This window comes from Caballeronia sp. LZ001, from assembly GCF_031450875.1.
Lineage (GTDB): Bacteria > Pseudomonadota > Gammaproteobacteria > Burkholderiales > Burkholderiaceae > Caballeronia.
The window spans coordinates 369,657-394,803 of record NZ_JARTVX010000005.1 but is presented as its reverse complement, the minus strand read 5'-3'; the positions used below and the strand labels follow the sequence as shown (position 1 = coordinate 394,803).

General features: G+C 63.0%; 18 protein-coding genes. 12 read left to right on the top strand and 6 right to left on the bottom strand.

The genetic code is table 11. The features are described 5' to 3' along the window. Nucleotides 1-13: 13 nt before the first annotated feature. The 5 genes from P9292_RS38295 to P9292_RS38275 all read left to right on the top strand — a co-directional run bounded on the left by P9292_RS38295 (nucleotide 14) and on the right by P9292_RS38275 (nucleotide 6,218). Entirely contained in the window at nucleotides 14-379 is a 366-nt protein-coding gene (locus P9292_RS38295; RefSeq protein WP_309964764.1) for a DUF485 domain-containing protein, read from the top strand. Next, nucleotides 376-2,019 (top strand): cation/acetate symporter ActP, encoded by a 1,644-nt coding sequence (actP, locus tag P9292_RS38290; protein WP_309964762.1) that lies wholly within the window; start codon nucleotides 376-378, stop codon nucleotides 2,017-2,019. The genes P9292_RS38295 and actP overlap by 4 nt, the downstream gene beginning before the upstream one ends. 37 nt (nucleotides 2,020-2,056) lie before the next feature. Beyond that, the gene (locus tag P9292_RS38285) at nucleotides 2,057-3,160 is read left to right on the top strand and encodes an amidohydrolase family protein (RefSeq protein WP_309964760.1); all 1,104 of its coding nucleotides are present in this window, start codon (nucleotides 2,057-2,059) and stop codon (nucleotides 3,158-3,160) included. Nucleotides 3,161-3,312: 152 nt separating this feature from the next. Further along, a complete protein-coding gene (locus tag P9292_RS38280) occupies nucleotides 3,313-4,227 on the top strand; it encodes an AraC family transcriptional regulator (RefSeq protein ID WP_309964758.1) in 915 nt (304 codons plus the stop codon). 200 nt (nucleotides 4,228-4,427) lie between these two features. Then, entirely contained in the window at nucleotides 4,428-6,218 is a 1,791-nt protein-coding gene (locus tag P9292_RS38275) for a winged helix-turn-helix domain-containing protein (RefSeq protein WP_309964756.1), read from the top strand. On the opposite strand, the gene P9292_RS38270 is transcribed toward P9292_RS38275, so the two are convergent. The 4 genes from P9292_RS38270 to P9292_RS38255 all read right to left on the bottom strand — a co-directional run bounded on the left by P9292_RS38270 (nucleotide 6,205) and on the right by P9292_RS38255 (nucleotide 14,766). Beyond that, complete coding sequence (locus P9292_RS38270; RefSeq protein ID WP_309964753.1) at nucleotides 6,205-7,026, bottom strand: alpha/beta hydrolase; 822 nt, start codon at nucleotides 7,024-7,026, stop codon at nucleotides 6,205-6,207. The two genes, P9292_RS38275 and P9292_RS38270, sit on opposite strands and share 14 nt — an antisense overlap. Nucleotides 7,027-7,165: 139 nt before the next feature. Next, nucleotides 7,166-12,751, bottom strand: a complete 5,586-nt coding sequence (locus P9292_RS38265; RefSeq protein ID WP_309964751.1) for an AAA family ATPase — start codon at nucleotides 12,749-12,751, stop codon at nucleotides 7,166-7,168. A gap of 38 nt (nucleotides 12,752-12,789) precedes the next feature. After that, on the bottom strand, nucleotides 12,790-13,431 hold the full coding sequence (locus P9292_RS38260) for an HD domain-containing protein (protein ID WP_244831936.1): 642 nt from the start codon (nucleotides 13,429-13,431) through the stop codon (nucleotides 12,790-12,792). Nucleotides 13,432-13,836: 405 nt separating this feature from the next. Further along, on the bottom strand, nucleotides 13,837-14,766 hold the full coding sequence (locus P9292_RS38255; protein ID WP_250467913.1) for a LysR family transcriptional regulator: 930 nt from the start codon (nucleotides 14,764-14,766) through the stop codon (nucleotides 13,837-13,839). 153 nt (nucleotides 14,767-14,919) lie between these two features. Between P9292_RS38255 and P9292_RS38250 the strand changes: the two genes are divergently transcribed. The 5 genes from P9292_RS38250 to P9292_RS38230 all read left to right on the top strand — a co-directional run bounded on the left by P9292_RS38250 (nucleotide 14,920) and on the right by P9292_RS38230 (nucleotide 21,435). Further along, complete coding sequence (locus P9292_RS38250; RefSeq protein ID WP_244831234.1) at nucleotides 14,920-16,068, top strand: FAD binding domain-containing protein; 1,149 nt, start codon at nucleotides 14,920-14,922, stop codon at nucleotides 16,066-16,068. A 37-nt stretch (nucleotides 16,069-16,105) separates the two neighbouring features. After that, on the top strand, nucleotides 16,106-17,320 hold the full coding sequence (locus P9292_RS38245) for an MFS transporter (protein ID WP_250510501.1): 1,215 nt from the start codon (nucleotides 16,106-16,108) through the stop codon (nucleotides 17,318-17,320). Between the two features lie 106 nt (nucleotides 17,321-17,426). After that, complete coding sequence (locus P9292_RS38240; RefSeq protein ID WP_309964749.1) at nucleotides 17,427-18,704, top strand: c-type cytochrome; 1,278 nt, start codon at nucleotides 17,427-17,429, stop codon at nucleotides 18,702-18,704. Then, complete coding sequence (locus P9292_RS38235; protein WP_244831231.1) at nucleotides 18,701-19,177, top strand: (2Fe-2S)-binding protein; 477 nt, start codon at nucleotides 18,701-18,703, stop codon at nucleotides 19,175-19,177. Before P9292_RS38240 ends, P9292_RS38235 begins: the two co-directional genes overlap by 4 nt. Further along, nucleotides 19,174-21,435: a molybdopterin cofactor-binding domain-containing protein gene (locus P9292_RS38230; protein ID WP_309964747.1), complete on the top strand. Its 2,262-nt coding sequence runs from the start codon at nucleotides 19,174-19,176 to the stop codon at nucleotides 21,433-21,435. The genes P9292_RS38235 and P9292_RS38230 overlap by 4 nt, the downstream gene beginning before the upstream one ends. Before the next feature lie 100 nt (nucleotides 21,436-21,535). Here the strand turns inward: P9292_RS38230 and P9292_RS38225 are convergent, their stop codons facing one another. Continuing rightward, complete coding sequence (locus P9292_RS38225; RefSeq protein ID WP_244831229.1) at nucleotides 21,536-22,066, bottom strand: DsbA family protein; 531 nt, start codon at nucleotides 22,064-22,066, stop codon at nucleotides 21,536-21,538. Then, nucleotides 22,063-22,572 carry a redoxin domain-containing protein gene (locus P9292_RS38220; RefSeq protein ID WP_309964745.1) on the bottom strand — a complete coding sequence of 170 codons (510 nt, stop codon included), beginning with the start codon at nucleotides 22,570-22,572 and terminating at the stop codon, nucleotides 22,063-22,065. Before P9292_RS38220 ends, P9292_RS38225 begins: the two co-directional genes overlap by 4 nt. A gap of 527 nt (nucleotides 22,573-23,099) precedes the next feature. Between P9292_RS38220 and P9292_RS38215 the strand changes: the two genes are divergently transcribed. Both P9292_RS38215 and P9292_RS38210 read left to right on the top strand, forming a co-directional pair. Continuing rightward, nucleotides 23,100-24,371, top strand: coding sequence for an MFS transporter (locus P9292_RS38215; RefSeq protein WP_309964742.1), 1,272 nt, complete (start codon nucleotides 23,100-23,102; stop codon nucleotides 24,369-24,371). A 44-nt stretch (nucleotides 24,372-24,415) separates the two neighbouring features. Beyond that, the gene (locus P9292_RS38210; RefSeq protein WP_250527203.1) at nucleotides 24,416-25,114 is read left to right on the top strand and encodes a VOC family protein; all 699 of its coding nucleotides are present in this window, start codon (nucleotides 24,416-24,418) and stop codon (nucleotides 25,112-25,114) included. The last annotated feature ends 33 nt before the right edge of the window (nucleotides 25,115-25,147 follow it).

The window sequence follows — 25,147 nt, the reverse complement described above, 5'->3', positions numbered from 1 at the left end:
CAAAGGAGACGACGTGGATCACAGCGCCCCAACCTATGCGATGAACGCGCACGTCATCGCCGAAGACCCGCCGCCGCCCATGGCGAACCCGTTGCTCGACGACCCGCGCTTTCAGGCGCTCGTGCAAAAACGCCGCGCCTTCTCGTGGATGCTCACGCTCCTCATGCTCACGGTGTACTTCGCCTTCATCCTCACGCTGGCATTCGCGCCCGCGTTGCTCGGCCGGCCGATTGTCGCCGGTTATCCCGCGACGTGGGGCATTCCAGTCGGCTTCGGCATGTTCGTCTTCACGTTCGGCATCGTGGCGGTGTATGTCGCGCGAGCCAACACTTTCCATGACCGCGCCGTGAACGAAATCCGGCAAGGAGCACGGCAATGAAACGTATCTCTCTTTCGCTCGGCGCGTTGATCTGCGCTGTCACTTCGATCTCTGCCAATGCCGCCGAAGTCGCGTCGGCGTCACGCTCGCATAATCCGATAGCGATCGGCATGTTCCTCGTTTTCGTCGCATCGACATTGTTCATCACGCGCTGGGCGGCAAGAAAGAACCACAGCGTGTCCGATCACTACGCTGCGGGCGGCAAGATCACCGCCTTCCAGAATGGCTGGGCGATAGCGGGCGATTACATGTCGGCCGCGTCGCTGCTAGGCATTTCCGCGCTGGTCTTCACGAGCGGCTACGACGGCCTCATCTATTCCATCGGCTTTCTCGCGAGCTGGCCGATCATCCTCTTTCTGATCGCCGAACCGTTGCGCAACCTCGGCCGTTATACGCTCGCCGACGTGGTGTCCTATCGCCTGCAACAACGGCCGATTCGTGCGTTCGCCGCGTCGAGCTCCATCGTGATCGTGCTGCTATACCTCGTCTCGCAGATGGTCGGCGCGGGCAAACTCGTCGAATTGCTGTTCGGCTTCGACTACACGGCGGCGGTCGTGCTGGTCGGCGTGCTGATGGTGGTGTACGTGTTCTTCGGCGGCATGCTCGCCACCACATGGATTCAGATCATCAAGGCAGCGCTTCTACTGGCGGGCGCGGCTTTCATGGCGTTCATGGTGTTGAGCCGCTTCGGCTTCAGCATGAACGCGCTCTTTGCACAGGCGATCCTCGCGCATCCGAAACACGCCGCGATCATGAGCCCTGGCGGTTTGGTATCCGATCCCGTCTCCGCCGTTTCGCTCGGCCTCGCGCTGATCTTCGGCACGGCCGGACTGCCGCATATCCTGATGCGCTTCTTCACGGTCGGCGACGCCCGCGCCGCGCGCAAGAGCATTCTGTACGCGACGGGCATCGTGGGAATCGGCTATGCGCTCATCATCGTCATCGGCTTCGGCACGATTGCGCTCGTGGCGACCGATCCGCTCTATCACAGCGCATCCGGCGGCGTGATCGGCGGCGTGAACATGGTGGCCCTGCATCTGGCGCATGCGGTGGGCGGCAACGTGTTCCTCGGCTTCATGTGCGCGGTCGCGTTCTCGACGATCCTGGCCGTGGTCGCGGGCCTGACGCTCGCCGGTTCCTCGGCGGTATCGCACGACCTGTATGCGAACGTGCTGCGCCGCGGACGCGCGACGGACCGCGAGGAAATGCGCGTGTCGCGGCTCACCACGCTCGTGCTCGGCGTGCTGGCCATCTTGCTTGGCATTGCGTTCGAGAAGCAGAACATCGCGTTTATCGTGAGTCTCACGTTCTCGATCGCGGCAAGCTCCAATTTTCCGGTGCTGTTGCTGTCGATCTACTGGCGCGGCCTCACCACGCGCGGCGCGGTGATAGGCGGTTCGCTCGGTCTGATCTCGGCCGTCACGCTCACCATCCTGAGCCCGACCGTCTGGGTCCAGGTGCTTGGTCACGCGCACGCCATCTATCCGTACGAATATCCCGCGCTCTTTTCCATGCTCGTCGCCTTCGTGAGCGTGGTCTTCTTCTCGATCACCGATCACTCGGCCCGCGCCGTGCGCGAACGTGCGCTCTATGGCAATCAGCTCGTGGACTGCGAGCTCGGCATGATCAAAAACGGGTGAGACAGGCCGATCGAAATCCATCACGGAGACATGACTCATGGATTGCACTTGCTGCATCTCGCCGAAGCGCCGTCGTCTGCTTGGAACCATGGCCGCGCTCGCGGGCGGCTTCGCTTCGGGCCTTCCGAACGCATCCGCCCGAGCCAATGCGACAGTCAAAGGCGAATCGATCGACATTCACGCGCACTATTACCCCGAAAGCTATTGCGAACTCGTCGGCAGCGACGGCGATAAATTCGGCGGCAAGTTCACCTGCGATGCGAGCACCTTCAGCTTTCAGACGCCTGCTGGCGGCCTCGGTCCGCTGCCGCTCAAATTCATCCGTATCGACGAACGGCTTGCCGATATGGACGCGTTCGGCGTCGACGTACAGGCGCTCTCGCTCAGCGTGCCGATGGCCTATTGGGCCGACCGCGCCTTCAACGCGAAGCTGGCAACGACATGGAACACGGCGGCATCCGCGGTGCAGGTGCAGCATCCGACGCGCTTCGTCGTCCTCGCGACGCTGCCGATGCTGAATGCGCACGACGCCATCGACGAACTCGAACGTGCGTCCGAATTGCCGGGCGTACGCGGCGTCTATATGGGCACGAACATCAACAACCGCGATCTCGACGATCCGTTGTTCGAGCCGGTCTTCGCGCGCATCGAACAACTCGATTTGCCGGTGTTCCTGCATCCGCAACAGACGGTCGGCGGCGCGCGGCTCACCGACTTCTATCTGAGCAATCTGCTCGGCAATCCATTCGATACCGCCATTGCCGGATCGCATTTGATTCTCGGTGGCGTCATGGACAGGCATCCGCGACTCAACGTCACCTTGCCGCACGCGGGCGGCGCGTTGCCTATCCTCATGGGCCGTATCGATGCGGGCTGGAACGTGCGGCCCGAAACGCGGAGGCTTGCGCAGAAGCCGAGCAGCTATCTGCGCCGCTTCAATTACGACACGGTGTCGCATTCCGGGCCGGTGCTCGATTTCCTGATACAGAACATCGGCATAGACAGGCTCGTGCTCGGCAGCGACTACTGCTTCGATATGGGTTATGAACAGCCGGTGACGTTTCTGGACCGCCTCGAGCTGCCGCCCGAGCAGAAGAACCTGATCCTCGGCGGCAACGCGGCGCAATTGCTCAAGATATGAGATTGGCGCCCGGCGACTGAACGAAAATTAATATTTGTCGCGGACAATTTCCAAGATAATCCACGGATTCCGCCGGTTATGACCATCGCTTGATTATGGCAACGCAAACGCCGCATGCGTGAGTGCAGCGTGACGAGCAAGGGTGACGGACCATGTTCAACCAGACAGATATTTCCAGCACCACGGCGCCGCGTCAGAAAGACTCGCTCGGCTGTCTTTCGACGCAGCTGCACAAGGACCTCGAACTGCGCGCGGGCGACTTCACGTTCTATCGCAAATGCAGGCGCGAGGAAAAGACGAGCGAAGTCGTCACGCCCGCGTCCGATCGCGGCTTTCTCATCGGTGTCTCGCTCGCGGCGGGACATCGCCGGCGCATCATCACGGGTAGCCGTTCGGCGCTGCACGAGTTCAGGAAGGACTCGGTCTATATCCGCAATTTCGAGGACGACTACCGCGCCGATCTGCATGGCGCGTTCGACTTCGTGCTGATGGAATTTTCGCGGTCGTTCATCGTGAACACGGGCTATGAGCGAAACGGCACGACCATTTCCGGCTTCTCGGTGCCGCCCGGACGCGAGGACGCCATCTTCGGCCAGCTCGCGCAGGTGCTCGCGCTGACGCTGGATCGTTCGTCCGAGACCAGTGCGCTTTTCCTCGAACAACTCGGCGTCACCATCGGCACGCATCTCGTGGATCGATACGGCGACGCGACCGTGAAAGCGCTCAAGCCGGGGCCGCGTCTTTCGAGTATTCAGGAAGCGCGCGCCAAGGAGATGCTGCTCGCCAAAACCGATGACAACGTATCGCTCGAAGCCATCGCGAGTGCATGCAACTTGTCGCGCAGCTACTTCATCCGCGCGTTTCGCGAGACCACGCAGCGCACGCCGCATCAATGGGTGCTGGAGCAACGCATCGAACATGCGCGCATGCTGCTTAGCAAATCGACGTGGTCGCTTGCGGAGATCGCCATTGCATGCGGCTTCTCCGATCAAAGCCACTTCAGCCGCACGTTCTCGCAACTGGTCGGCACGCCGCCCGGAAACTGGCGCAGGCAAGCGGGTAATTGACACAGCCTTTCTTCAGTCGATACCTCGCGTCGTCACATCCATAGACTTTCATACAAAGCATCGCACTTACGTGCAATACGCATGAACGGCGCTGCGCTAACTTGATCGTGCCGAGGCTGCGCACGCCACTTTCTTATCCCGCGCCGACCTTAGCTTCTCCCTCGCGTTTCGCTCCCTTTCCCCAACCTGGAAACGTCACGATGCAAATAGGCGGATTTCAGATCGATCTGGAGATGCGCGCCTTATGGCGAAACGGCGAACTCGTGCGTCTCGGCTCGCGCGCTTTCGATATCCTCGCCGTGGTCGCGGCGGCTGGCGGCCGTCTCGTCTCGAAGGACGAGGTGATGAACGCCGTATGGCCCGACACCGTCGTCGAGGAGAACAATATTCATGTTCATCTCTCGGCGTTGCGCAAGGTGCTCGGCGCGGACCGCGACCTGATTCTCACCGTGCCTGGCCGTGGCTATCAACTCCTGCAACGCAAGCCGAGCACGCCATCCGATGAAGCGCGGCTCAAGCCCGCTTGCGGCCGCCGTCTTCCGCCGCAAAAATCCGCGTTGCTCGGACGCGATACGGAAATCGCCACGATCCGCGCCATGCTGCGCAACTCGCACGTGTTGACGGTGACGGGCGCGGGCGGCATCGGCAAGACGCGGCTCGCTATCGAGGCGGCCCGTCATAGTGCCGAAGACTTTCCAGAACCGGTGTGCTTCGTCGAACTCGCCGCGTTGACGACGCGCGAGGGCGTGTTGTGCGCCATCGCGGAGAGTTGCGGCATTGCCTTGCCCGATACGCATATCGATGTAGCGCGCGTGGCCGCGACACTCGCCGGCCAGTCGAAACTCCTGCTGCTCGATAACGCCGAACATGTGGTCGGCGCCGTGGCGCAGATCGTCGATGCACTCGTCGCCGGCAACGAAAAGCTGCGCGTGCTGGTGACGAGCCGTGAGCCGTTGCGCGTGATGGCAGAGAGCATCTTCCGAGTGGAGCCGCTCGACGTGCCTCCCGCCGATGCCGCGGACGCCGATATTCTCCGATGCTCCGCCGTGAGCCTCTTCATCCTGCGCGCCGATTCGTTGCAGGAAAGCGTGGCGACCGACAGCGCGGAGATCCGGCTCGTCGGTGAAATCTGCCGGCGTCTGGACGGCCTCCCGCTTGCCATCGAACTGGCCGCCGCGCGCGTCGCCGCGCTCGGCGTGGAAGGCGTCTGCCGCAGGCTGGACGACCGCATGGCGATTCTCGCGGGCGGTTACCGCACCGCGCTGCCGCGTCATCAAACCTTGCGCGCCACTTTCGACTGGAGCTTCGCGCTGCTGGACCGCGACACGCAATCCGTGTTCTGGCGGCTCGCGCTTTTTAGCGGCAGGTTCTCTTTCGAGTCGATGTGCGCGGCAGTCTGCGACGAAGAGCACACGACAGCGGACGCCATCGGCGGCATCACCGAACTGGTCGCGAAGTCGCTCGTGAGCGTCGAATTCGAGCGCGCCACCGCGCGCTATCGTCTGTCGGAATCGACGCGCGCCTATGCGCTGGAAAAGCTGCGCGCCAACGGCGAATTGCGCGAGATCATCCGCCGCAATGCGCGTCATGTTGCACGACAGATCGCGGCCACAGCCTGCGGCCTCGACGACCATCCGGCCGCCTTCCAGCACACGCTGGACGATGCGCGCGTCGCGCTCGACTGGGCGATGTCCGTGGACGGCGATGTCCGCGTGGGTATCGAACTGGCGTCGCATCTCGTCGGCGCACTAAGCGACGCGCATCTGTTCGACGAGTGCCGCATGCGCGCCGCGCTCGCCGTCGATGCCATCGCGAAGCTGCCGGCGGGAACGGCAGACGCAGCGATCGAGAAGCGGCTGCGCGCGGCGTTGACAGCGGCGGCGCCCGTGGTCCACGAGACGCCGCCGCTGCCTGCGCGACCCGCCCGCTGGCCGCTTTCCAGGCGCTTGCACAAGCCTGCGCTGACCGCCACGCCGCTTACGACTGGATGAACTCCAGCAGGTCCGCGTTGACGCGATCCGCGTGCGTGGTGCACATGCCATGCGGCGCGCCTTCGTAAATCTTCAGCTTCGCGTTCGGCATGAGCTTCGACGAGAGCTTGCCGGAATCGTCGAGCGGAACGATCTGATCGGCGTCGCCTTGCAGCACGAGCGCGGGCACCGTGACCTGCTTCAGGTCTTCGGTGAAGTCCGTCTCCGAGAACGCCTTGATGCAGTCGTACATGCCTTTGATCGAACCCAGCATGCCGAGCAGCCAGAACGAATCGATCGTGCCTTGCGACACTTTCGCGCCGGGCTTGTTGAAGCCGTAGAACGGCATCGCGAGGTCCTTGAAGAACTGCGCGCGGTTATGGTGCACGCCTTTGCGAATGTCGTCGAACACGGATAGCGGCAGGCCGCCCGGGTTCGCTTCGGTCTTGAGCATGATCGGCGGCACGGCCGAAACCAGCACGACCTTCGACACGCGCTTTGCGCCATGACGCGCGATATAGCGCACCACTTCTCCGCCGCCGGTCGAATGGCCGACCATCATGATGTCTTGCAGATCGAGCGCTTCGATCAGCTCGGCAAGATCGTCGGCATAAGCGTTCATCTCGTTGCCGTTCCACGGTTGCGATGAACGGCCGTGGCCGCGACGGTCATGCGCGATCACGCGATAACCGCGTTCGGCGAGGAACATCATCTGCGCGTCCCACGCGTCGGCATCGAGCGGCCAGCCGTGAGAAAACGTGATCGCCGGGCCCGTGCCCCAGTCCTTGTAATAGATTTCCGTGCCGTCCTTGGTCGTGATGTAAGCCATGTCCGCTACTCCTTCTCGATTGATTGACCGGCCCGTGCCGGTGTGTCATGCGTGAAGGGAGTATTCGCGATTCGTGGCACGGCACGCTTGGTTATCGCCCGGCTTTTGTGGATTTGCACGATAGCTTCACGCAACGACTTCAAGCGACCGCCGACAGCGTGAAGACGAACACCGTCCCACGCGGATACGCCGGTCCCGCGGTGAGCGTCCCGCCATGCGCCTCGATGATCGACCTGCAAATGGCGAGCCCCATGCCCATGCCGGTGTCCTTCGTGGTGAAGAACGCGTCGAAGATGCGCTCGGCAATGTCTTCGCGAATGCCATCGCCGTTGTCCTGCACGGACACGATCACGGTGCCCCTGTCGTCGATGCAGGACGTGACGGCGAGCAGGCGCTGACGCGCATCGAGATGGCTCATGGCATCGGCGGCGTTCATGACGAGATTGAACAGCACCTGTTGCAGTTGCACGCGATCAGCCGTTACCGAACAACGCGCAGCCAGATCGAGCCGCACGAGGACTCCGCGTTGTTCTATTTCCGCCGCCGCCAGTTCGAACACTTCGCGCACGACGTAATCGATATAGACCGGCGCGAAAATAGGCTTGGTTTCCTTCGCAAGCGTCTGCAATGCGCGGATGATATCGCCCGCCCGCTTGCCGTCCTTGACGATCTCGCGCAGGCCGCTCGATGCCTCGGCCAGATCCGGCTCGGGCCGGTTGAGCCAGCGCACGGACGCACTCGCGTTCGACACGATGGAAGCGAGCGGCTGATTGATCTCGTGCGCGATCGAAGCGGCGAGTTCGCCCATCGTCGATGCGCGCGATGCCTTCGCCAGTTCGCTCTTCGCGTTCTGCAAGGCGAGTTCGGTCATGTGCCTTTCGGTCAGGTCGGTGACCACGCCGACGAAGCTGCTCACGCCGGACGGTTCGCCCAGCACTTCGAGATGCTTGATGGCGCCGTCCGGCGCGACCACGCGAAACTTCTGCCGGAAGGGCACGCGCTTGTGCGCGGCACGCTCGACCATCTCCCGATAAAACGCGACGTCCTCGGGATGAATGCGCTCCATGATCGCGCGTGTCGCGGGACCGCTCGCTTCTATTGGCAAGCAAAACACGTTGTAGAGTTCTTTCGACCAATAGCGTTCGCCCGTCAGCGTGTTCCAGATATAGCTTCCCGAGCGGCCTATCCGCTGCCCGAGCGCGAGCGCTTCCTCGCTCATGCGCAGGGCCGCTTCCGTTTCCTTGCGACGCTTGTTTTCTTCGAGCAACTCGGCATAAAGACGCGCCGTTTCGAGCGATATGGCCGCCTGCGACGCGAGCAATTCGAGCACCGACGTGCGGCTCTCCGTGAACACGCCCGTCGTCAGATCGTTTTCCAGGTAAAGCGCGCCGACGGCATGCCCTTGCTTCACGAGCGGCAGACAGCATACGGAACGAACCGGCCTGCTGGACAAGGCTGCATCGAAGGAAAATCGCGGATCGTGCTGCGCGTCTTCCACCACCACGGGCTTACGCGTGCGCAGCGCCGTGTACAGGACCGAAGCGGGCAAATCCTCGCGCACGGGCGCTTCGCCGGCCAGCTGAACCTGTACGCCCTCGGGCGTCTCCTGTCCGCGCGCTTCGGCCACGGGCACGTTGCCTTGCATGAGAATCAGGATGCCGCTGCGCGCGCCGGCGTGAACGATAGCGAGCGTGACGAGCGTGCGGATCAGCTTGTCGAGCACGATCTCCTCGGAGAGCGCTTGCGACGACTTCAGCGCCGACAGCAAATCGAAGCGATGCTGCGCATCCTCGATTTCGACCGATGGACGGGACGCCACCGGAACCTCGGGGAGCGCTTGACGCACGGCCGTCGCACGTGCCGGACCCGCATCGCGTTCGAGTCGGCCGACGAGCGCATGCGCGCCCCAGCGCGCATAACCGTCGATCGCGCGCCGCCGATGTTCCCGCGCGGCCGTGAAGAGCCCGTTCGCTACGCAGCACGCGCACGCCAGCCGATGCGCGAGTGCATCGATATGACTGAAGCCGCTTTCGGACGCTGCGGCTGCCGCTTCCTCATAACGCGCCAGCGCTTCGAGCGGCTTGGCGAGCAGACGAGCGATTTCGGCTTCGACCAGCAACAGCTTGTCGAGAAACGTCGCCGGATTGAGTTTCGCCCAGACCGTAAGCTTCGCGAGATGCGGTTCGATGCGCGCAATGGCTTCGTCCGCTTCGTACATTTGCGCGAGATTGAGCGCCGAATAGAAGTGGTAGTCCAGTTGATGCACGTGCGCGGGCGTCGCCCACGTCAGCTCGCCGGCTTCAGCGAGGCAATACGACGCGTTGCGGTAATCGCCATGAAAGTAGCAGGACATGCCCTTTAGCAGCCAGATCCAGAAACGCAGCGTCGTCATCTGCGTGTCGAGCAGATCGGCGTCGAAGGTCATGCGTCCGTCCACCACCGAGCCGAAATTGCCCGGCAGTCCCGGCCCGCCCGTCAGGCTGTGTACGTAGCGCTTTTGCAGTTCCAAGATGTCCTCGACATCCCGGAATCTCACGCGTCGCGCGAACGACAAACCCAGGTCGATTTCGCGATCGACCTGTTCGAGCGGTGCGCCCATCGTCAGCAGATCGGAGACGATGTGATTGCATGCGTAACAACTCATCGTGAGGTCGCCGCTCGGCCTGGCGGATTCGAACGCATCGCGCGCGCAGGCCAGCACGTAGGGCAGCGGCTGGGTCCAGACGGCGACCGTATCGAGCGCCACCAGCGTGCTCGTGGCGACCGTGTTGAAGCCGCGCGATTCGACCAGCGTGCGCGCCAGCCGCGAGAACTCGAAGCCTTCCTCGTAGCGCCCGAAGAACTCGGCGACATAAACGCCGAACCACGACAGACAGTGCGCCGATGCTGCCGTGATGCCGTGGTCGATGGTCATCTGCACCATGTGGCACAGATGCAGAAAACCGAGCCGTTCGTCGACGAACGATGCGGGCGCGTAGACGCTCGCGAGCAGGTTCATCTCGGACTCGATCTTCTCGTCGCGCAACGTCGGCAGGTTCGCGAGCGAGGCGATGCTTCGCGATGCAAGCGACGCGTTGAGCTTGCCATACGCGGCTTCGACATCGGCGGCTTGCGGAAAGCGCGGCAGAACCGTGCCGAACAGCCGAACGCCTTCGAGCGCGGTTTCGACGGCGGCTTCATAGTCCGACAGATGCTGCTGCATGTCGACCTTGAGTTTGTAGACCGACGCGCGCGCGACGACAGACAGGTCCTCGCGCAAGAGCGTGGCGATCTCTTTACCGGCAGCGTCGAAATCGGCGTTCAGGATGTGACACTGCACGCGCAACACGCCCATTTCATAGCTTGCGGCGTGGGCCTGCGCCGCGCCGTTCGCGTGCAGCAGCGCCTGCACGACGTCCAGATAATTCAGCGCGGAACGGATAGCGATCGCTTCTTTCGCCTGACGCGCCGCTTGCAAACAAACCGTGGCGAACACGTCGGTCTCGTCTGCATCGAGTTCGAGAAGCGCGCCCGCCGCCTGAGCGCGTTCGATATGGTGCGCCACGTCGAACGCCGATTGCAGCGTCCGCGCATTGAAGTCTCGCAGCAAAATGCGCGCGATGCGGGCGTGTTCGACACCGCGCTCGTGCTCGGGCGTCAATGCATACGCCGCCTCTTGCACGCGGTCGTGAGCGAAGGCAAAGCCCGTGCGGTCGGATACGACGAGCCCTGCTTCGAGCGCGGGCTGCAGACGCCGCGCCGACTCGACGCCATCGCCGGGATCGATCAGCATGAGTGTCGAACGGTCGAGCCGTCGTCCCATGAACGCGAGCAGCCTGAGCACCGCCTGCGCCGCTGGCGGCAGGCGCGAAAGCCGCGTCACCATCAGATCGACGACGTTATCCGACGATTCGTACTCGCCGATACGTTCCAGGTCCCACGTCCAGCGACGCGCCTCGCCGTCGTAGACGATCATCCGATGTTCCGCCAGCACGAGCAGCAGTTGCTTGATGAAGAACGGGTTGCCGCCGGTTTTTTCGTGCACCACCGCCGCGAGCGGAAAGACATGCGCGGCATCGGAATGAAGTGCGTCGGCGAGCAAGGCCACGACATTCGCCGGATCGAGCGGCCCGACAGCCAGCGAACTCACGCGCGCGCCGGCATCGGGCAACGGATCGAGGAACGCCTTGAACCGTGGCGAGCGATCCACTTCGTTATCGCGATACGCGCAGATCAGGAGCACATGACGCATATCGGCATGCGCCACGAAAGCGGCGATGAAGTTCAGCGTGGCCTCGTCGAACCAGTGAACGTCGTCGAAGAAGAGAATCAGCGGATGCGCTTCTGTCGCGAACACGGACAAGAGCCGCGAGATCAACGCCTGAAAGCGCAACTGCGCTTCCACGGGCGGCAACTCCGCTACGTCGGGCGGCTCGCCGAGCACGAGTTCCAGCTCGGGAATGAAGTTCACGATGAGTTTTCCCTGCAAACCGACCGCCTCGCAAAGCACGGCGCGCCAGCGGTCGAGTTCGCTGTCGCTCTCACCGAGAATGCGCTGAAAGAGCGAACGGATGGCCTGCATCAACGGCGCATAAGGCGCGTTCTGACCGTACTGTTCGAGCTTGCCGGAGGCGAAGAGCGCGGCACTCTGCGCGGTCGCGCGATGCACGCTGCGCACGAGCTCCGACTTGCCCGCGCCCGAATAGCCGGACACGAGGATGAGTTCGGCGGCGCCCTGTCGCGCGTTACGATCGAAGGCGTCCCGCAGCGCCTGATATTCATGCACACGTCCAAACAGACGATGCGTGAAGGCGAGATTCTTGACGTTGTCTTTCGCGGCCGGTTCGAACGGGACGATATGCTGCATCTCGTTCCAGTCGGCAAGACAGTGCCGCAAATCGGCTTCGAGACTCGACGCACTTTGATAGCGTTCCGCAGGACTCTTGGCAAGCAACTTGAGTACGATTGAACCCAGCACATCGGGCAATGACGCGCGGTAGCTGCGCGGATCGGCGGGTTGCCGCGCGACGTGATTGAAGATCCATTCAACCGCATCCGCCGCTTCGAACGGCAAGTGGCCGGTCAATAGCTCGTACAGGGTCACGCCGAGAGAATAGAGATCGCTGCGCTCGTCGGCCTGTTCTTCCGCGCGTCTCGCCTGCTCCGGCGACATATACGCCAGCGTGCCGCTCAAGGTATCGGCGTGGTCGATAGACTCTGCAGCTTCGCTCGTCGAAGCGCGAAAGCCGAGCAAGCGCACCGTGCCATCGGCGCCTTCCAGCAGATTCGAAGGCTTGATGTCGCCGTGCAGAACGCCGCGTTCGTGCGCGAGCGCGAGCGACTGCGCCGCGCCCACGGCAATGCGCAGAAAGCGGCCGAGTGCAATCGTGCCGTCGGCGCGTGGAAGGATCGGCGCGCCACCCTGGTCTTCATAGACGAGCACCGGCCCGCGTTCGAGCCTCAAGAGCGCGAGCGGCCGCACGGCCCACGCGGAATCGAGCTTCCCGGCCGGCGCAAACTCTTGCCCGAGACGCCGCAACACGGCATCGGAAGAAGGACCGGCAGGCGCCGCGACGAGCCAGGACCGCGCGCCGTCTTGCGTTCTCGCGCGATGCCGCACGATCTCGCCATCCACGAGCAGCGCTTCGAGTACGAGCTGATCGAACCAGAGCTGATCGAAATGCACGGCGATGCCGGAGCCAGACGACGCCTTGCGCGTCCCGTCGATGAATGCCTCGGTGCTCAATTCATCTCTCCTTCGGCCATGTGCAATTTCCTTCGATTTCAGTTCGGCCAGTCCGATCCCAACACCAGCCCGCAGAAGTTCAGTCGCCGGTAGTTCGGGTCCCAGCGATCGAGCACGTCGGCGTTCACCGTGCCGAAGGTCGTATCCGGCCGATGCTCCATGCCGCGCGCATACGCTTCGATCAACTTCTTCTTGAAGCCGGTTTCCCGCGGATACGCCTGCACGATCTCATCGCGCTCAGGCTCGCTGAACTGGTCGTAACGCGCGCCCGTCACGTCCATCTGCACGCCGGCGGCGATGAGCGCGACCAGCGTCGAAAGATGTTCCGGAATGCCGGGCGTCGTATGCAGCGCGATGCCGAGCCACACCTCTTCGATCTGACGCTCGGCCACGCCGTGCTGACGCATGAAGTCGCGTGCGGCATCGGCGCTGTCCACTTCGAAACGGTTCGGCGAGTGCTGGAAGCGCGTGTTCAGTCCGACATCGTGAAACAGCGCGCCGAGGTAGAGCAGTTCGGCATCGAAGGGCCTGTTCTCGCGGTGGCCGGTCAGTGCGCCGAACAGGAACGAGCGAAGCGCGTGATGAAACATCAGGACGGATTGCGTGGCGCTGATCAGATTCGTGGCGGCCTGAGCCATCGCGGTATCGGGAATCGCCACGCCTGCAATCGTCAGCTTCATGCCCGCTCCTGTGTGTCGAGACATGGCGAGCGGTCCGTCACGACGCGCTGCATTCGCATGACGTCGAGGACCGTTCGCAGTCCGCGTTCTTTGTCAGAGGGTAGCGAAACGAATCTTTAAAGGCTTTGGCGGGTTCTAAAAAAGCCTTAAGCGCTGCGATGCGGATTGGCGCCAAGAACCGTGAACGACGGTGAATACGCGAGATGCCAGGCAGTCTCAACGCACCACGCCCGAACCACGCGCCAACTAACTGCCAACTAGGCGCGACGGTCCTTAAAACTTCTTAATCCGATGCGCGGCGAAGCATGTCGTTCAAGCGTCTTTCCCGCGCCCACGCGCCGCCTCAGAACATTTCACGTTTTTTGCAGGACTTTAGCCGCGCGGCGTTCCTACACTGCACTCAGTTCAAGAGCCTCGGTCTTCGCCCGAAGCGCGCAGACGCGTTTCGAGAAACTGCACGAGCGCGCGCACCTTGCTGGATTGCCGGCGATTGGACAGATACGCGGCGTAGACCACGGCATCGCCCGAGTGAGGACTGGCGTCGAACTGTTCGAAGAGACGCACCACGCGGCCCGTGCGAATGTCGGGCGCGACTTGCCATTCGGGCAGCAACGCAATGCCTCGTCCGGACACGACGCTTTCGAGAAGGATGTCGAGATTATTCGACAGCAGATGACCGCGCACATCGACACGCTGTTCGTCGCCATCGCGCCGGAAGGTCCAGACCTGGCGCGTGCGATAGCCGCCGCCGTACGCGAAGCGCAGGCACTCGTGCGCGTCGAGGTCCTGCGGTGTCTGCGGCGTGCCGTTGCGGGCGAGATACGCGTGGCTTGCCACGACATGGCGCGGATTGTCCGCGAGCTTTTTGACGATGAGATTGGCGTCGCGGTCGGCGCGGCCGATGCGGATCGCAACATCGATTCGATCGAGCGCGAGGTCCGTGAAGTGATCGGCGATGACGACATCGAGAAACACGCGCGGATGCTCCGCGAGGAACGTCGCAAGATGCGGTGCGAGGCACAGGCGGCTGTACGTGGACGGCGCGGAGATCCTAAGCGTGCCCACGGGCGCCGCGCCGCTGTCGAATACGCTTTCGTCGGCTTCGGCGAGGTCGTCGAGCACTTTCGAAACCTGCTCGACATACGCGATTCCGGCATCCGTGAGGCTGACTTTGCGCGGCGTGCGCGTGAGCAGCGCGGCGCCAAGCGAGTCTTCGAGCGAATCCATGAGACGCGTGACCGATGACGTGGCTACGCCCAGACGTTGCGCTGCCTTCGAGAAGCCGCCAGCGTCCGCGACTTCCAGCAGCGTCCTGACCGCGAGGAGCTTGTCCATGTTCGCCCGTAATCCACATTTCGTTGCGCCCGACGCAACGCGAACTTGCATTCTATCCATATTCAACAATCGCGACGCAACGCATAAGCTGCGTGCATCGGCTCCAGAAGGGTTCATCACCGCGCGGCGTTTAGCGGCGCAAAGGAAAGCAGCATGAACGCGTTCGATAAACCGCGTGCCGTCGTCATCGGCGGATCGCTTGGCGGCTTGCTCACGGCCAACGCCCTGCGTGCGGCAGGCTGGCATGCCGATGTTTTCGAAACTTCGCCGAACCAGCTCGAAAGCCGGGGTGGCGGAGTCGTGTTGCAGCCGGATGTGCTGGAAGCGCTCGCATTTGCGGGCGTCGCGGTGCCGAATCCGCCGGGCGTGAATTCGGGCGATCGCATCTATCTGGATCGCGAAGACCGCGTGCTCGAACAGTTCCACATGCCGCAGATGCAGACGTCGTGGAGCCTGCTCTATCGCGCGATGAAAAACGCCTTGCCCGCGCAGGCGCTTCATGCGGGCGAGACCTTCGTCGATTTCGATCAGGACGGCGAGCGCGTCGTCGCGCGCTTCGAAAGCGGCCGCAGCGTCGAGGCCGATCTGCTGATCGGCGCGGACGGTATCCGCTCGACACTCAGGCGGCGGCTCTTGCCCGAGATCGTGCCGGTCTATGCAGGTTACGTGGCGTGGCGCGGACTCGTCGAGGAACCCGACCTGCCGATTTTCGCCGCGAACATGCTGCGCGACCGCTTCGCGTTTCAGGACGGCGACGGGCACTCGGGACTTTCATACCTCATTCCCGGCGATGACGATTCGACCGTGCCCGGCGAGCGTCGCTGGAACTGGGTCTGGTATCGCAAGTACGGCGCCGAACGGCTCGGTGAACTGCTCGTCGATCGTCATGGCGAGAAGCGCGCGTTTTCGTTGCCGCCGGGTTCGACCAAGAACGCCGACATCGTTCAGTTGCGCGACGAAGCGCGGACCATGCTTGGCCCGACTTTCCGCGCACTCGTCGAATCCACGGACGATCCGTTCATGCAGCCGATCGTCGATCTGCGCTCGCCGCAAATGGTGTTCGGCCGTGCGCTGCTGCTGGGCGATGCGGCGTCCGTGCCACGGCCGCATACGGCGGGCAGCACCGCCAAGGCGGCGGCCAACGCACATGCGCTGGCGCTGGCGTTGTCGGCGGTGGCGGATGGCGGCGAGACCATCGATACCGCTTTGCGACGCTGGGAGCATCAGCAATTGCAACTCGGCCGGCGCATGACCGATCTAGGAATTTCGCTCGGCAACCGCCTGATGAAGGTCGGGCATTGAGCGCGCCGCTTTCTTCTTTTTGATTCGAGGAGTCGTCATGTCGACCCAGGCATCCACCACGACGGGCAGTAGCAGCCCCGTCAAGCTGACACGCGGGCTCATTGCGTTGTTCGCGTTCTGTTGCGGCGCTATCGTCGCGAATCTCTACTATGCGCAGCCGATCACCGAGCTGATTGCACCGGACATCCATATGTCGGGCGGCGCGGCGAGCATGATCGTGTCGCTCACGCAGATCGGCTATGCAATCGGCCTGTTCTTTCTCGTACCGCTCGGCGACCTGCTGGAAAACCGCAAGTTGATGATCATCACCGCGCTGGTGTCGATCGCGAGCCTTGCCGCCGCGGCGTTCACGCATCAGGCGGGCTTGTTTCTCGGCGTCTCGCTCCTGGTCGGCTTCAGTTCGGTTGCCGTGCAGATTCTGATTCCGCTTGCCGCGCATCTCGCGCCCGACGAGTCGCGCGGCAAGGTGGTCGGCACCATCATGAGCGGACTCTTGCTCGGCATTTTGCTGTCGCGTCCCATATCGAGCGTGGCCGCCGGTCACTTCGGCTGGCGCGCGGTATTCGGCTGCGCGGCCGTGTTGATGGCGGTCGTCACGAGCGTGCTCGCGTTGACCATTCCGCGTCGCCAGCCGGATCACAAGGCCACGTATTTCGAACTCATCGGCTCGCTTGGACACTTGATTCGCACGATGCCCGTCTTGCGGCATCGTTCGTTTTATCAGGCGCTGATGTTCGCCTCGTTCAGCCTTTTCTGGACCGCGATTCCCGTCGAGTTGACGCGTCACTTCGGATTGTCGCAAACGCAGATCGGCATCTTCGCGCTGGTCGGCGCGATAGGCGCGACGTCGGCACCGGTAGCGGGACGGCTCGCGGATGCGGGCCACACGGTGCGCGCGACGCTCATCGCGCTGGTGGTGGGCGCGCTGGCATACGCGCCGGCGTTGATTCATCCGGCGTGGGGCGTGATCGGATTGGTGGCGACAGGCATCGTGCTCGACTTCGGCGTGCAGATGAACATGGTGCTCGGCCAGCGCGAGATCTATGCGCTGCACGCGGCGAGCCGCAATCGTCTCAACGCGCTTTACATGACGAGCATCTTCGTGGGCGGCGCGGTCGGATCGGCGCTGGCGAGTCCGCTTTACGAGCATGGCGGCTGGCCGCTGGTGGCAACGGTGGCAACGGCGTTTCCGTTGATCGCGCTCACGCACTATCTCGCCATCGGACGGGGACATGCGGCTCGTCACGCTTAATGAAAGCTCGTTTGCCTTAACAAGATTTCAGCGCCGCTTCAGGACATTTGCGCGGGCGGTCGATACTTTGACCGGTAGTTGCATGACCACTTCCAAAGGTGCGTGAATGACTCGCAAGTCCCGATTGCTGGCGGGCGTAAGCGTGGTGGTCGCCGCCGCGCTGATGATCGCCGCATGGCTGATGTGGCAACCGGCCATCGCACCGGTCACGCCACCCGCGCCGGCGTCGTTCGACGCAAACACGCGGCTCGCGGGCGCGCGCGTCGTCGCGTTGGGCGACTGCATCGTGTGTCACACGGCCAAGGGCGGCAAGCCGTTCGCGGGCGGCCTGCCGCTCGCCACGCCCTTCGGCACGATCTACGCGACCAACATCACGCCGGACGTTGCGACAGGCATCGGCGACTGGTCGCTCGAAGCCTTCACGCGCGCGTTGCGCCATGGAATCGCGCGCGACGGGCACTTGCTGTATCCCGCGTTTCCGTATATCCACTTCACGCGTATGCCTGACAGCGATATCGCGGCAGCCTATGCCTACCTGATGACGCGCGAACCCGTGAAAGCAAGCGCGCCCGCCAATCGGCTCATCTTTCCGTTGAACTTCCGGCCCTTGCTCGCCTTCTGGAACGTGCTCTTCTTGCGGCCGGGCCCGGAGCACCCGGATGCATCCAAAGATGCCGAATGGAATCGCGGCAAGCTGCTCGTGGATGGCCTCGGTCACTGTGCATCATGTCATTCGCCGCTCAATCCGATTGGCGGAGAAAAGGCCGGGCATGCGTTCGATGGCGGCATCGTCGACGGCTGGGAAGCGCCCGCGCTCAACGCACTGTATGCAGCGCCGAAGCCGTGGACGCGCGAGCAACTCGTGACGTATCTGCGTACCGGTCGCGCGAGCGAACACGGCGCGGCCGCCGGCCCCATGCTGCCCGTCACGCGCGATCTCGCAACCGTGCCCGAAGAAGACGTGCAGGCAATCGCCGCGTATCTCATGTCGATACAGAAAGCACGGCCCGCCATCGCCGATAGCGTCGCGCCGGAAGACACATCGCCCGCGATACGACGTGGCGCGACGCTCTTCGCCGCATCGTGCGCGCAATGCCACGGCCCGGCCGCGCCGATGCAGTCTATCGGCGAGCGCCCCACGCTCGCGTTCAGCAGCGCCGCCAATGCCGCGACGCCGCGCAACGCAATCCAGATGATGTTGAGCGGCAACGGCTGGCATGGCGAAGACAGCACGAACTACATGCCCGGCTTCGGCCAGATCTACGACGACCGGCAGATCGCCGATCTCGCGTCCTACATTCGGGCGACGTACTCGCAACGCGATCCGTGGACCGGCATCGACTCCATGGCGGCCAGCATCAGAAAGGAGAATCACGCGCGATGATCAACCTCACCGTCAACGGCGCGCAGCACGCGCTCGACATCGATCCTTCGACACCGCTGCTCTATGCCCTGCGCGAGAACCTGCAACTACATGGCGCGAAGTTCGGCTGCGGCCTCGGGCAATGCGGCGCTTGCACCGTGATCGTGGATGGCGAAGCCGTGTTCTCATGCCTGATTCCTGTCGCGGCCATCGGCAAGCGGCCCGTGCGGACCATCGAGAGTCTCGGCACGATCCAGCATCCCGGCGCGCTGCAAAAAGCGTTCATCGATCATCAGGCCGCGCAGTGCGGCTACTGCATCGCCGGCATGATCATGCGCGCGCAGGCGCTCATCGACCGCAATCCGCATCCGACCGAGAGCGAACTGCTCGAACACATGGAGCCGAACCTTTGCCGGTGCGGCACGCACATGCGGATTCTCGCCGCGATCCGCGAAGTCGCGCATCTGAGCGCACCGAACGGAGGCGCGCAATGAGCGTCGCGGAAGACAGGTTCGACGAGAAACGACGGCGCTTTCTCATGTCCGGCGCGCTCGTCGTGAGCTTCAGCATGCTTCCCGGCGTGAGCGCCATGGCTCAGGAAGTGATTGCCGACGAAGGCGCCGAAGTGCACATCGGCCGGGCGACGCAGGCCTTGGCGGGCAGCCTCAAGACCAATCCGTATCTCGATTCGTGGATCAAGATCGAACGTACGGGCAAGGTCACCGTCTACACCGGCAAGGTCGAGCTAGGCACGGGCGTGCGAACCGCGCTCCTGCAGATCGCCGCCGAGGAATTGGACATGGCGCCCGCGCTCATCGACTTCCTCACCGCCGATACGGGCGCCTCGCCGGACGAAGGCCTCACCGCGGGCAGTCACACCGTTGCCGACAGCGGCAGCGCGTTCCTGAACGCATCGGCACAAGTGCGCGGGCTTCTCGTCGATGCGGCCGCTCGTCATTTCGGCGTCGCCAGCAATGTGCTCCGCACGCACGATGCGGTCATCGAAGCGCCAGACGGACGAAGCATGACGTACGGCGAAGCGGTCGGCATGATCGATCTGCATCGCGTGGCGTCGGCGGTCTCGCCGCTCAAGAATCCCGCGAGCTTCGACATGATCGGCACGTCGTTGCCGCGCGTGGATATTCCGCGCAAGGTCACGGGCGGCGTGAGCTATGTTCAGGACATGACGATGCCCGGCATGGTCCACGCCCGCGTGGTGATGCCGCCCGTGTACGAGGCGCGGCTCATGGAAACCGACACGCCCGCCATCATGAAGATGCCGGGCGTCATCAAGGTCATCAGAAACGGCAGCATGCTTGCCGTGGTGGCCAAAGGCGAATGGCAAGCGGTGCAGGCGCAACGCGCGCTCGCTGCGGGAAGCCAGTGGAGCGCGGGGCGTGCGTTACCTGATCCGGCCACCGTGCATCGCGATTTGAAGACGGTCTCGACGCAGCATATCGAGATCGCCGATACACACGGCGCGGCCGGCGCGCCTGCAAAGACGCTCGACGCTCGCTACACGCGCCGCTACATGATGCACGGCTCGATCGGACCATCCTGCGCCGTCGCTATGTTCGAGCACGGCGCGATGACTGTATGGACGCATTCGCAAGGCGTGTATCCGTTACGCGACGGCCTCGCCGAGATGCTGTCCATGCCGAAGGAAAAGGTACGTTGCATCCATGTCGAAGGATCGGGCTGCTACGGTCACAACGGCGCGGACGATGTCGCCGCGCACGCCGCGCTCATCGCACGGGAACTGGAAGGCCAGCCCGTGCGCGTGCAATGGATGCGCGAACAGGAGCACACGTGGGACCACTACACGCCCGCGATGGTCACTGAAGTGAGCGCGTCGCTCGACGCTGGCGGGAATATCGTCGACTGGAATTATGCGCTTTGGAGCAGCTCGCATAACGAGCGGATCGTGAACGCGGGCCGGTTGATTCCGGCGCAGATGCTGGAACATCCGTTCGCGCCCGCGCCTTCGACGCCGATGGTGCAGCCTGAAGGCGGCGGCGACCGCAACGCCATTCCGCTCTACACGTTCCCCAATCTTCACGTGATGAACAACTTCTCGCCGACGATGCCGCTGCATACGTCAGCCATGCGTTCGCTCGGCGCGCATATGAACGTGTTCACCATCGAGATGTTCATGGACGAACTGGCGGCGGCCGCGAACGCGGACCCCGTCGCGTTCCGGCTGAAGCATATGCACGACCCGCGCGCCCGCGATGTCATCGCGCTTGCGGCGGAGAAGTTCGGCTGGCCGCGTGCGCCGCGCAAGCGCAATCACGGCGTCGGCTTCGCATTCGCCAAATACAAGAATCTGATGGCTTATGTGGCGATAGCGGTCGAGGTGTCCGTGGTTCCCGAAACCGGTCAGGTGGTGCTGGAACATGCCGAGGTCGCGGTGGATTCCGGGCAGATCGTGAATCCCGACGGTATTCGCAATCAGATCGAGGGCGGCGTGCTGCAGTCGGCGAGCTGGACGCTGTACGAGGAATTGCAGTTCGATACGAAGCGCATCCGCAGCTTCGACTGGAGCAGTTACCCGATCCTGCGATTTTCCGCCGTGCCCCGCGCGGTCAACGTGCATCTGATCGATAGACCGGGCGCGCCGTTTCTCGGTGCAGCGGAAGCGTCGATGGGACCAACCGCGGGCGCGCTCGGTAACGCCCTCTTCGACGCCACGGGGAAGAGGCTGCGTGACATGCCGCTAGCGGGCGACGAGCTGCGGCGGCGGTTGGACTAGCCGCCGCGCACGAATGCAGCGGGTTGGAACACATGCCGCTGACTGACGAGAACTCACGCGAGGCAGCGCCCCCTGGAGACTTGAGGCGCTCGTGCTTCGGTTATTGCACGCGATCGAGCACCGCCCGCAACGCTTCGAGCAAGCTCGCCGCATCGCGCTCGCCGTCATAGCGATGCCCGTTGATGAACAACGTCGGCGTGCCATTCACGCCGCTTCGCAAGCCGCCATCGAAGTCTTGCTGGATGCGCGCGTCGAAGGCGCCATCGAACGCATTCGAAAGCGCGTGCGCGGGCACGCCGAGTTGCGCCGCGTATTGCGCGAGCGCGCGATCGCCAAGCGACGCCTGGTGCTCATACAACACATCGTGCGCTTCCCAGAACTTGCCGATGCTCGCCGCGGCTTCCGCGAACTCGGCCGCATGAAGCGCATGCGCGTGCATGTCGGTCAACGGAAAATGCCGGAAGACGAACCGCAATTGCGCGCCCATGGCCGCCTGCACGGCCTTGATTACGCCGTACTCGGCGCCGCAATAGGGGCATTCGAAATCGCCGTATTCGACGAGCGTCACGGGTGCTTCGGCGTCGCCCTGAATGTGATCGAGCGGGCCGACCGGCGGAGAAAGATGGCTCATTGCGCGTCCTGTTTCGTGGATGAGTTCAATTGCTCGAGCGCGTCGAGAATTCCATCGACGCCCGGATTCACGGTGATCGGAGAAACGTAGGCCCAGCGCACCACGCCGTTGGCATCGAGCACGAACAACGCGCGCTCGGCGACGCCTTCGGCCACGCGATACACGCCGTAGCGTCGCGCCACTTCGCCTTTCGGCTCGAAGTCGGCGAGCAGCGGAAAGTGCAGCTTGCGTTGCGATGCGAACGCCGCGTGCGACCACGCGCTATCCACGGAGATGCCGACGAGCTGCGCACGCAGCCGATGGATCGACGATAGCGCGGCGTTGAAGAGACCGAGTTCATCGCCGCAAACTGGACTCCAGTCCGCCGGATAAAACGCGATGACTACCGGCGTGCCGCGCAATTCGGAGAGCGAGATTTTCTGATCCGGCGTGGCCTGCAAGGTGAAGTCCGGCGCGCTCATGCCAATCTGAACGATGGGTGCCGCGTGAGAAAGCGAGGTGGTCATGGCCGGCTTGTTTCCTCCAATGTGGGTGAACCGCCCTGCCGCAGCGGTCGTCGTGTAGAGGAGGATAGGCCGGATGGCGCTGCGTAAAAAGCTATCCGTGGGGATTGCCGGATCACGACTGAGGTGGATTTTTATAGACCTTCGTATAGTCGGCGACGCTGCCGTGCGTTTCGGAACAGTTTTTCAAAAAATGGGTGAGTGGGCGATGCTTGAGTTGCCGCCGCGACTCCGTCTTTTCTCTTCACGTCCATATTCTGCCGGCGTTGGCGGGCCCGCTTCGGCGCCGCTTCCCCCTCTCTGCATGGCAGCGAATGCAATGCTGCGTTGCCTTGAAGCCCCGTTTATCAATTTTTTTGGCATCAATAAGCTACATAACAAGTGGAGATACACCGGTGTCCTCTGGTTCAAGTGGAATCGTGAGTTCTGTTCCATCTTGAGCTGTCTGCCTTGCTGAACGCTCAACGCTGCGCACATTTACGCGTCGTGCCGAACTTCTATTGATCAACCGATAATTGGCGATTGCTTCCATGAATGTTTCAACGAACACACCAGGCGAATTCAGACGCGGATGGGCGCAGTTGATCGGCTCGACCGTCGGCCTTGGAATTGGCGTAATCGGCCTGGGCTCCTACAATCTCGGCCTGTTCGCCAAAGACCTGCAAAGTGCGGTCGGCCTGACGAAGACGCAATACGGCGCGGGCTATCTGGCATTCACGCTCGGACTCGCCATTGGCCTGCAAATGTGGGGACGGCTGCTTTCGCGTTTCGGCGCCGCCCGCACCGCAGCAGGCAGCGCCCTCGCTCTGGCTGCGTGCTTCGCAGGGATGGCGGCGTTCATCTCCACGCCCATCGCGTATATCGTGCTCGTGGGCCTGGCCGGATTCTTCGGCGGCGGCACGAGCGGCCTCACGTTCACACGGGTAATCAGCGGCTGGTTCGACCGCAGTCGCGGATTCGCGCTGGGTCTGACACAAGTCGGGCTGGGACTGTGCGGAGCCATTTTGCCGCCGATCATCGCCATGACGATCGCCCGATCCGGCTGGCATGCCGGTTATCTGATGCTCGCGGTGATCGCGGCTATTGGTGCACCCGTCTCGCTCCTGATCCTTCGGGACAATCAGCAAGACATCTCGAACGCTTCAAACAATCCCGAAGTCGCCGATCCGAAAGCGCTGGCGAAGGAGTTTGCCGCGGTCAAGCGAAGCCGGACTTTTTGGCTCATGTTCGTGGCCTTCACGTTGTCGACGCTATTCGTTGCAGGCAGCGCGCAGCACATGGCGCCGATGCTTCGTGAACTCGGTGCGACACCGACCTCGGCGGCGAAGTATATGAGCCTGATCGGCGTGGGCACGATCTGCGTGCGCCTGATCGTCGGTTGGCTCTCCGACCACGTGCATGCGCCGCGCCTCATGGCGTTCTCCTGCCTCGTCGGGATGGGCGGCGTCCTGTCGCTCAAACTGGGCGGCCTCGCCTTTGCACCGCTCTATGCCTTCACGGTCGGCTGGGCATTCGGCGGAGAGATCGATTTGGTCGCTTATATGTGCACTCGCTACTTCGGGTTGCGCATGTTTCCACGCGCTTATGCATGGCAGTACGGCTCGCTGTGCATCGCGGCCGGTGTGGGCCCGCTTGGTATCGGCTGGCTCGCGGATCGTCTCGGCAGCTATCAACCGGCGCTCGTGCTGTGCGCCGCGCTGGCCGCTGGCGCCGCCTTCACTTTCCTCTTGCTGCCACGTTACGACGGCACCGCTGGCGACGCGCACCGGCAAGAGAACTTCGGACTGACCTCGACCGATTGAGCAGTCACATAACGAGTACGTATTACTTCATCAGGAATGACGCAATGATCCACTTCGACCATGTCTGCCTTGCAGCGCTCAACGTCTATGAAGCCACGTTCCGGCTCAGCCGTGAAACCGGCTTAGGCAACTACGACGGCGGCTTCTTTCCACTCTACGGCATCGGCCATAAAGTCGTACCGCTCGCGCCGGATATCTATATCGAAGTGGAAGGAATCGTCGATCACACCGTTCTCCAGCGCGATCAACCTCTGCCAAGGTTTTTCGAGCAACAAACACGAAATGGCGACTGTTTCGTCGGATGGTGCCTGCGGACCGATTCGCTCGATGAACTGAAAGCGTTCGCCCGGCATCACGGAACAGTGATCGATGAAAGCACGACCGGCAAGGATGCCGGGCGCCAGATGATGAACGGCAATCGCGGCTTTGCGCTGCAAACGCCCAGCGCGATGACAGCGTGGCCTATTGGCAAGCCAAATTTGTACTTCAAGCCCGGTAACGCTCCGCATACCGCGAGTCTGCCCGTGGAACCGGGAACTGGAAGCGTACGCGGCGAAGGTCTCGACTGGATCGAGATCGGCGAAGACGAAAGCGCGCTGGCCAAGTGGCTCGGCGAGATTGCACGACCTTCCGATTTCCCGTTCGAGATTCGTTACAACGGCAAGACCTCGGGACTCTATGCGCTCGGCGTGAGAACGAGCGACGGAGAACGGGAGATCCGCCGCGCGTCCGTGCAGCTTTGAGCTTCCCGACATCGCAAACGGCGCAAAGGCAGT